The 9,339-nt window shown below is 44.4% G+C and carries 8 protein-coding genes; 3 read left to right on the top strand and 5 right to left on the bottom strand.

All coding sequences use genetic code 11. The features are described from left to right. Positions 1-163: 163 nt before the first annotated feature. Both MZO40_RS10385 and MZO40_RS10380 read right to left on the bottom strand, forming a co-directional pair. Positions 164-2,713 (bottom strand): BspA family leucine-rich repeat surface protein, encoded by a 2,550-nt coding sequence (locus MZO40_RS10385; RefSeq protein ID WP_105961359.1) that lies wholly within the window; start codon positions 2,711-2,713, stop codon positions 164-166. A gap of 40 nt (positions 2,714-2,753) precedes the next feature. Then, a complete protein-coding gene (locus MZO40_RS10380; RefSeq protein WP_191987430.1) occupies positions 2,754-3,185 on the bottom strand; it encodes a hypothetical protein in 432 nt (143 codons plus the stop codon). A gap of 522 nt (positions 3,186-3,707) precedes the next feature. Between MZO40_RS10380 and MZO40_RS10375 the strand changes: the two genes are divergently transcribed. From MZO40_RS10375 to MZO40_RS10365, 3 genes are all read left to right on the top strand, one after another. After that, positions 3,708-4,583 (top strand): LysR family transcriptional regulator, encoded by an 876-nt coding sequence (locus MZO40_RS10375; protein ID WP_101872828.1) that lies wholly within the window; start codon positions 3,708-3,710, stop codon positions 4,581-4,583. Between the two features lie 95 nt (positions 4,584-4,678). Further along, positions 4,679-5,614 carry an NAD(P)H-binding protein gene (locus MZO40_RS10370; protein WP_105960794.1) on the top strand — a complete coding sequence of 312 codons (936 nt, stop codon included), beginning with the start codon at positions 4,679-4,681 and terminating at the stop codon, positions 5,612-5,614. Between the two features lie 15 nt (positions 5,615-5,629). Further along, positions 5,630-7,099: an FAD-dependent oxidoreductase gene (locus MZO40_RS10365; RefSeq protein ID WP_105960793.1), complete on the top strand. Its 1,470-nt coding sequence runs from the start codon at positions 5,630-5,632 to the stop codon at positions 7,097-7,099. Positions 7,100-7,236: 137 nt separating this feature from the next. On the opposite strand, the gene MZO40_RS10360 is transcribed toward MZO40_RS10365, so the two are convergent. Genes MZO40_RS10360 through MZO40_RS10350 form a run of 3 tightly spaced genes read right to left on the bottom strand, consistent with a single transcriptional unit; the run spans position 7,237 to position 9,237 of the window. Beyond that, the gene (locus tag MZO40_RS10360; RefSeq protein WP_003639762.1) at positions 7,237-7,551 is read right to left on the bottom strand and encodes a hypothetical protein; all 315 of its coding nucleotides are present in this window, start codon (positions 7,549-7,551) and stop codon (positions 7,237-7,239) included. 17 nt (positions 7,552-7,568) lie between these two features. Further along, positions 7,569-8,861, bottom strand: coding sequence for a Y-family DNA polymerase (locus MZO40_RS10355; RefSeq protein WP_105960792.1), 1,293 nt, complete (start codon positions 8,859-8,861; stop codon positions 7,569-7,571). Further along, the gene (locus tag MZO40_RS10350) at positions 8,842-9,237 is read right to left on the bottom strand and encodes a DNA-directed RNA polymerase subunit beta (protein ID WP_122217774.1); all 396 of its coding nucleotides are present in this window, start codon (positions 9,235-9,237) and stop codon (positions 8,842-8,844) included. Before MZO40_RS10350 ends, MZO40_RS10355 begins: the two co-directional genes overlap by 20 nt. Positions 9,238-9,339: the final 102 nt, after the last annotated feature.

Below are 9,339 nucleotides of genomic sequence, written 5' to 3'. Positions count from 1 at the left end.
CTTGAGAAGGCCACATCACCTGTCGAATCCGTATCCGCGGCGTTTGCAACCACCGTACTTGTCCCTAAAAGTCCAGCAACAACCATTAATCCCAAAACCATTTTTTTCATTACAATCCGCTTCCTTTCAAGTAAGCTAGTTTTTAAAATTGTAAATCCCTTAGTTAATTATTGGCGACCGTATTATTTAGTTGCCAGGAGATGGTCCCCTTGTACGTATCTAATTCTGCCGCACCACTTGGAACCTTTAACAACAAGCCGGAATCGCTCGACCAGGTTCCTGAAATATTGACTCCCGCATGACTAGTCGTCGTTTGCGAATGAACCGTGGCCGCGACACCCGGTGCGAGTGTCGTTTGCGTCGATCCATTTTGATAGTACAGCGTTGCGTTCAGCTTTTTGCCAGTATTCTCACCGACAAAACCAACCGTACCCAGCTCTGCGGTCAAGGTCCATGTGGAGTTCAAGTTACCATTGTTCTGGACTTGTAGCGGCTCGTCGCTAGGAACTGCTGCACTGTATATCTCAGTTGTCGCCGATAGTGGATGGCTACCGAAGTCCAACGTTGCCGGCGTTGAGTTGAAGAACAAGTTACCCGAATAAACATAAGTGACCGTAATTGCATCTTCAGTGTACGTTCCAGTCGCGTTGTCCGGTGTTGAGCTAAGCGTATAGCCATCAATTGATTTAGCGGTTGTTTCGTAAGTCTCATCGGCCGTACCACTAATTGTCTCTGACGGTGCAATTGTTTCGCCGTCACCATTGACATAGTCAACGGTCACGGTGTAAATCCTTTTAGCCCAGTTATAAGTGCCAGCCATGGTACTGCCGTCATAGGTCGTCATCAGCGTCGCCGCAGAGTAAGTATCACCACTGCTGCCTTTTTGCCACGTGCCGTTATACGGTGCCGTGGTACTAGGCGTGTTCAGGTTCATGGACGTACTATCATGGAAGGTAAAATCAGTTCCCAAGGTCAGATGTTGCAACTTGGAATCACCCTTAAAGACGTCCGCATAACTTGTCGCCGCTGCAGTATTCCAACTGGATAGATTCAAGGTGGTCAACGCGCTCATGTTATAGAATACATTGCTCATCGTTTTCACCTTGCTGGTATCCCAATTCGATAGGTCCAGCGTCGTTGCCTTAGTGCATCCCGAAAAAGCATAAGCCAAGCTCGCCACGTTCCCAGTATTCCAATCCGTGACGGGAACCGCTGTCAACGCCACACAGTTGAAAAAGGTGTGGTCCAACGTCGTAACGTTACTGGTATCCCAGCTGTCAACAGCAATCGTCACCGCTTTAGAACATCCCGAAAATGTATAAGCCAAGCTAGTGACGTTACTAATATCCCAACTGGATACCGGTAGCTTGGTGAGACTGCTACAGCCTTGGAACGTATTCGCTAAACTCGTGACTTTGGTGGTATTCCAGCCGTCGACGGCTAAGGTCGTGACCTTTGTACAATTCTGGAACAGGCTAACCATGCTCGTCACGTTCCCAGTCTTCCAGCCGCTCACATCAAGTGCAGTTACTGCCGTACAACCAGCAAATAAATACTGCATATTGGTTACATTACTCGTGTCCCATGAACTGACATCAATCGTTGCTAACTTGGCACATTGCGCAAACATGTTGGATAAATTCGTCACCTTTGACATATCCCAGCCAGAAACATCCAGCGTCGTCAGCGCTTTACAACCACTAAATTGATACCTGGAGTTCGTTAACGCAGTCGTTTTCCAAGCGCCAACTGCCACAGTAGTCAAATTCGAACAGTTTATAAACATCTGATCCATCGTTGTTACTGCACTGACATCCCAATTTTTCGTTCCAACTGTGGTGAGGGCAGTACATTCCGCAAACATTCTTGACATATCAGTCACACTGCCAACTTGCCAACTGTCAGAATCACCGATCGAAGTCAGCACAGTACAGCCGTCAAACATGCCAGCCATGGTCGTGACCTTTGAAAGATTCGCTTGTCCGAAGCTAACACTAGTTAGACTAGCATCATTGTTGAACATCTGCTCAGTACTCGTGACCTTTGAAAAATCCGTTTGACCAAAGTCAACGCTGGTTAGGCTGGTATCATTGTAAAACATCCGACGCATACTCGTTACATCGCTCATTGATAGATTGCTTAAGCCTGTAATCGACGTTAAGTTGGTAAGATTAGCAAACAAATAAGCATAATTCGGTGCAGTCGTTACCGTAATCGTATTCGTGATTTTGATGCTGGTAATCGATGTACTATACGCTGCCCATGGTGATTCGTTCGTCTTCAAATAATCGAAAGTCCCGCCACTCAGCGTTAACACACCATCACTGTCAATGGTCCATTTGACCGTACCAATCGTTCCAGAAGCGGGAATCGTCCCATCACTACTGGAAGTATCGGTCGTTGATGAATCCGTACCGGACGAAGCGGTACTTGAGCTAGCCGTCGAAGTCGTACTTGAACTAGTTGTGGCACTCGAGCTAGTCGTCGACGATGAGCTGGAAGAACTACTATCCGAGGAACTGCTTGAGACATCCGCACTAACTGCCATCAAATTGGTATTCGTGACCTGACTAATATCGGCACTACTGCTACTTGTTGCCGTACTCGTTTGGGTCGTTGCAGCTTGCCCCAGCATGGCGCCGCTATTTAGTGGTACTAATGCCAAAATTGCAACGACAACTAATGTTAGTAACTGCATGATGCGGTGCTGCATACAACCACCCCCTTAAATACCTGACGCACATTAACTTTCCTTAATTCTGATGCATGCTTCGCTGTTGGTAGCGCTTATATTTCACATGATAGTAACCCGCTATCACGACTAAAATTAATAGCCAGCCGCCCATAATCGTGAGTAACCACTGGCACGTCTGCTCATCGGTCTGTGGTAAACGCCCCCACCACGGCTGATTGACAGCTTGTGCCGTCGCCGGTTCACTATAATACCGGCCACTACTGGTTGAAGCGCGTTGTACTGCCTGACGACTGTGAGACTGACCGGCCTTAACCTGGTCGCTTCCAATCGTTGTACTTGATGAACCCTTTGCCGGCTTAGACACGGATGACGCTTGTCGAAACGTCACCTCGGCCGTACTCGTATCTTCAGCACGAACGACCATGATCGGTAGACTAATAAAAATTGCGGTAAGCGCAACGCCCAGCAGTAATCCCAGCCGTCGTGCCATCTTCATCGCCCCCTCAAGGTTGAGCCGCCAAACAATTAACCTTTTGTTCGCAGTTTAACAAAAACAATTCGAGCTAAATCTGGGCTTCAGTGTCCGTTATTGAGAGATAGGTAACACGTGTTATCGTTTCCCCCATTCACGATGTAATTATAACATTATTATTTTGCAACGGTTACATTTTTCGTCCTATTTTATAAAAATATTTGTCTACGCAATTATAAATTCTGAATTCACTTAGCTGCCTTCCTAAGTGCAATTCTTATCGCTGTAATCAAGCGAATCATGCCACCTATCAAAACCTGATAGTTACCAATCCTATTCATATATGCTATAAACTTAGTATGCGTTGAAATCCGATATGCCAACGCTTGAAAATAATACAATTAACGATATGTTGCTAAATCAAATATTAATTCAAAAATTAATTATCCCTGATAACATTAATATGAGCCTGAATGGCCGATGATGTTGCCATTTCTTACTTTATGGTTGTAATGAATTTCAAACACAAGGAGGATAAATATGAATTTCACAAGGCTTCAATACTTCTGTGATGTTGCAAAGCTACATAGTTTCTCGCAAGCCGCAGAACAAAATTTCATTTCTCAAACTGCTATCAGTCAGCAAGTCGCAAAATTAGAAAGAGAATTGGATGCGACTTTAATTGACCGGACAAAGCTTCCAATCGAGCTGACACGCATTGGTAAAGCTGTTTACAAGCGCGCATCAATCATGCTCGAACAATATCATATTCTCAAGGGAGAAATTGCTCAGCTGCGTCAAACATCCAACTTATTAACGATTGCTTATCCTAATGGCGCTACTGAATCTGTCGAGAAACTAGTTTTACCTACAATCAAAACGATGGACGATTTAGAATTATTTCTAGTAAAGAGTGATTTAAACGATATTCAAGAAAAATTACTCAATAAAACGGTTGATATGGCGGTTTGTTTTGATTCAGAGATTACGGCCAACGAGCAATTAAGCACACTAACACTAGCTCAAGGTAATTATGAAGTCGTTGTGGGTCCCGACCACCCTTGGTATCAGCTAAGATCAATCAATCCCCAGCAGCTACTGAATCAATCAATTATTTATGTTGCAAGTCGGCCAAACACAAATTCTTATCTAAAAATGAAAGACCACTCTAAAGCAGATCATGTCCCATTAAAAATAACTGCCACAGTCTCGGATATTGATACAGCACTACTGCTAGTCCAACTCAATAAAGGGATCACATTCATTCCAGACTACAAAAAAATAAATAGCGACTTTCATACCTTACATCGCGTTAAGATTCTCAATAGCCAACATCAATATAAAATCTGCTTGGCCTGGCGCAAAAACGATTCAAATCTGAAATTAAAAAGTGTTATTCAAGCATTTCAAAGATAGAAGCATTTGCTTATAGCATACTGTATTTCAATGTTGGATTTTGTTAATACATTCACATAAAATGGAACTATCAAATAAAAAGGTGGCTTTGTTTTATGGAAAAATATGTATTCACTGGTGTAGATGGCAACTTCGGACGTAAATCAGCTGAAACCGCACTTCAATTGCTCGATAAAGCACAATTGGTTTTTACTGCCCCAACTGAGAAGGGTCTGGTTGAGTATCAACAACAAGGAATCACAACTAAAGTGACTGACTTTAACAATCCAGATAGCTTAGTTAAAGCCTTCAGCGGCGCTAAAAAAGTCTTATTAATTTCAATGCCATTCGTCGGAGAAAAGCGTCGTCAGGCTCATAAGAATGTCATTGATGCTTGCTTAGCTAGCGGAGTAGAACAAATTGTTTATACATCTCTAGTTAATGCATCTGACCCTACTAATCCAAGTATCGAAAAATTAGACCATGCTTGGACCGAATCGTACATTGAAAACACCGATCTCGATTATATTTTTCTGCGTAATTCTCAGTACGCTGAAGCGATGATCTCCAACTATTTCGCAATGGTTGAAAATGGTATTCTTGCCAATAATCAAGCGGACGGTAAGATGGCCTACATTTCTCGCCAGGACTGTGCTATTGCTGCCGCCTATGCAATGGCTTCAAAGTTAAAACACTCGATTTTGAATATTAACGGTCCCGAATTACTGACTATTAGTGATTTTGTACAAATCGGCAATGAAGTCTCCGGTCACGATGTTAAGTACCAAGTAGTCAGTGATGAGCAAGACTACGCTATTTTTGACAAAATGGGAGTTCCTCGTACTACCGATGGAGACTTCAAAAAAGACAGTTCCGCACCATTCTCATCAGACGGCATGGTAACTTTTGGGAAAGCTATTCGTGAAGGTAAAATGGAAACATTTTCTGATGATTACTACAAACTAACTGGTCAAAAAGCACGTACCGTCAGAACCATGTTTGAAGATTCAGCAAAATATCAAATTGGTGCCCGTCATTCTGTCGATGCATAAAGCGAGGTACAAACTATGAAACAGTTAAAAACTGATATTGTCGTTGTTGGTGCCGGTGCATCTGGAATCGGTGCGGCATTGAGCGCTGCCGAAAACAATGCTCGTGTTATTTTATTGGAAAAAGGTAATAAATTTGGTGGGGCTGGAATGTTCGGCGCGCAAGGATTGTTCGCCGCTGGTAGTCGATTGCAAAAAGCAAGTCATATCAACTATTCACCTAAAGACGCATATGTCGAAATGGTCAATTATACGCATTATCGTTCTAACACACGCCTCACAAAGGCCATTATTGACAAATCTGCAGATACCATTGATTGGCTAGCTAAAAACGGTCTACAAACAGAATTAGTCAACAATACGCAAGAAGTACATCAAAACCATCCACGCGTCTATCATCAATATATTGACAAATTCAATGGCTTTCAGCGCCTGATGAATCATTTTGCTAGCTTAGGTGGACAATTACTAACCGACGCTTCGATTAATTCTATTGACTATGTCGATGGGAATATCATGCACGTCACAATCACCCATAATGATGCTAAACAACAAATTGATTGTTCTAAAGTTATTTTCGCTGATGGCGGATTTGTCGGCAATCATAAAATGGTCGATTCGTATCTAACTATAGACCGCGATTATCTCTATAGTATGGGAGAAAGAAAAGCAACCGGAGATGGAATCCAAATTCTGGCACAGTTAAATGCGGATACCAGTGGATTGGGCGTTTTTGAAAACCATGCTGCATCTGTTGTCTCTAAGACGGATCCAAAATGGCACAATGACACGATTTTCACCCTAACCAATCTTCCGTTTCTCTGGCTTAATCGTCGTGGTCAAAGGTTTGTTAATGAAGATATCGTATATGATTTTGCACTCTGGGGAAACATCACCTACACTAATGGCGGCTATTACTATTTCATTCTCGATCAGCCGACTATTGACTACCTAAAGACGCATCGGTTAGATTGGACTGATTCTTTTGAGCGCACTTTCAAAACATTGTCGCACCAAGACATGACACACACAGTAGGTCCTTTCCCCACTATTGAAAAAGACCTTCAAGATGCAATTAATGAAGGTGCCGCCGTCAAAGAACAAACACTGGCACAAATCGCCAACACGTTAAACTTTGATTACAATACGATACAACAAACAGTGCTCGAATATAATCAAATCATCAATTCTGGATTTGATTCTGATTTCAACAAATCCGAAGAATTTTTACAGTTTCCAGTCTCTCAAGGGCCATTCTATGCAGTGCAAGCCCAGTCAACAACACTGGGAACAATTGGTGGTATCGCCGTTGACGAGGCACTACATGTTCTCGATAAGAATGGACAAATTATTCCAAATCTTTACGCTACAGGCAATAACGCTAGTGGTATGTATGATACTTCTTATCCTACCTTGGAAGGGATAAGCTGTGCTTTCGCTTGGAATTCAGGTCGAATTGCCGGTGAAGACGCTGCGAAATCATTGTAACTTTGTTAAAAGTCGAAAGTTAATTTCGACTTTTTTATTTTACTTAGAAAAACGGTATTTGCCACTAGTCATATCCAGAACTAATCACACAAATAACTTACTCTCCATGATGTTCAAATATCCCAAATTCACGTCCACTAATGCCCATGCTCCAAATCATGCACAATATCCGTCCCCGGGTGGACTAAATGGTGGGTGTCACGATACTCGATTCGCAGCTCAGTATGCTGCTTTAAATCTGCTAGGACTTGTTGATATAACGACGGTCGGTGTGGAATCTCGAGTAGATCATAGCTATGGATCAGCCGTTCCCGGGCCCGCTGTGCCTGCAAGAAAAACGTGTAACAGTCAAACAGGTGATTATCGACAATCAACAGGTGGTAACGCCACTGATAGCGTCGCAAAAAATAACGATCAAAATTCGCAATCAATTGTTTAGATTCTGCTAACATCGTGGTTCACCTTCCAATCAAGCTTGGTGCCCGCCCAATAAACCTGAGCGCTCAACGGCCGTTCCGGCCGACTTCTTGCTATACCCCCGAATGATTGCGCAGTAACCGTACCGGGCCCGAATCTGGTCGATGGCATGTTCCAAACGCAGGTTAGCTGTATGCCGGTCGTTATCCTCAAACAACGACAATTGAAACGTGCTTGGCTTGCTGATGCGATTGACCCGTACCCCTAAATTACGCAGGGCGTTGCCTTGCCACCGCGACTCAAACAAATACTGGACTGCACGAATCAAATCATTGGTCGCATTGGTTGGGTCGACCTTAGTCTGGGCACTCCAGCCATGCCGATTGTGTTCATCAGGCGTCGCAAAGCCAACCGAGATACCAATAACTTCGCCTAAAACATCGTGTTTGCGCAACCTAGTGGCCACTTGGTCGGCAATTTCGAACAAGACCGTTTCGATATCCTCCCGTGTCGTATAATCGCGCATCAGCACCTGACTATTCCCATACCCTCGGTTATCGGAACGCGGCACGTACCGCTTCGTTAGGTCGGAATAGTCGATGCCCCAACTGTGAAAATACAGTGCATCGCCCAGCACGCCAAATTTACGTTTGAGTTGTTGCCGGTCTGCGTGGGCTAAATCAGCCACGGAATAAATACCCAGTCGTTCTAACTTGGCCGCCGTCTTATGTCCAATCGACCAAAAGTCCGTCAACTTAGGAATCTGCCACACCGTATTCGGGACATCCGCATAACCCCAGTAAGCAAACCACGGCGCTTCCTGCTTAGCCGCATTATCCAGAGCTAGCTTTGCCATTAACGGATTTGGCCCCATCCCAACCGTTGTAACGATCCCAGTCTCCTGAAAGATTTTTGCCTGAATCTGACGGGCGATTTCACGATTCGTCCCAAACAACTTGTGACTATGGGTCACGTCCGCAAACAACTCATCGATACTATAAATAAACGTATGCTGCTCATCAGTGAACTGCTGAATAATCTGACTGATGCGATAATTCAACCGCACATAGTCTGCCATGTGCGGTGCGGCCAGTTCAATATCCATCTGCGGTTTTAAATCATACTTACGCGTGCCGAGCTTTACACCATAATCGCGTTTGGTATCCGGCGACGCTGCTAACACCAGGCCACCCTGCGATTCTTCACGCGACAATACGGCAATCTTGGCCGCCAATGGATACTCACCACGCCGAATTGCTTCGGTACTCGCGAAAAAGCTCTTACAATCAATACACATGATATCGCGCACGGGTAACCGGCTCGGATCATCTAAGGGTGTCGTCATGGTCCCACCACTTTTCGCTCGTGGCCAACGCCGCCCATCGAATGTCTTCGAGGTACACCGTCTTCAAATGCTGCGTGTTGAGCTGGACATAGACTTGGTCCGCATTAAACCCAATCACCTGGCCACTAAATTCTGCGACGTGCCGATTATCCTCAAGTACGTTCAACTGTAACGTCACGGCCGCGCCTGCTTGCCAACTAGTCTGTAGAATAGAATCAATTTGAGACAACGCCATTTCTGGCCGGGCCGGCGTCGGGCGTTGTTGCTGCTGTTCATTTTCCAGATACGCGCTGTGGCCGGCTAAGATCCAGCCCATCCACTTCATCATGCCACGGTCATCATAGAGCCACTTTTCTCGGGGGACGACTCGTTCCATAACTATCACCAGTCCTTTTATGAATCATTATACGAACGTATGTTCTTTTTGGCAAGCTTTATTTCAGGCTTCATCCTCGATTTTTGACACGCAACCCCTAAA

It is taken from the genome of Lactiplantibacillus sp. B652, from assembly GCF_023806745.1.
Classification (GTDB): Bacteria; Bacillota; Bacilli; order Lactobacillales; family Lactobacillaceae; genus Lactiplantibacillus; species Lactiplantibacillus pentosus.
The sequence above is the reverse complement of the archived record's forward strand: the minus strand, read 5'-3'. Positions and strand labels throughout refer to the sequence as shown.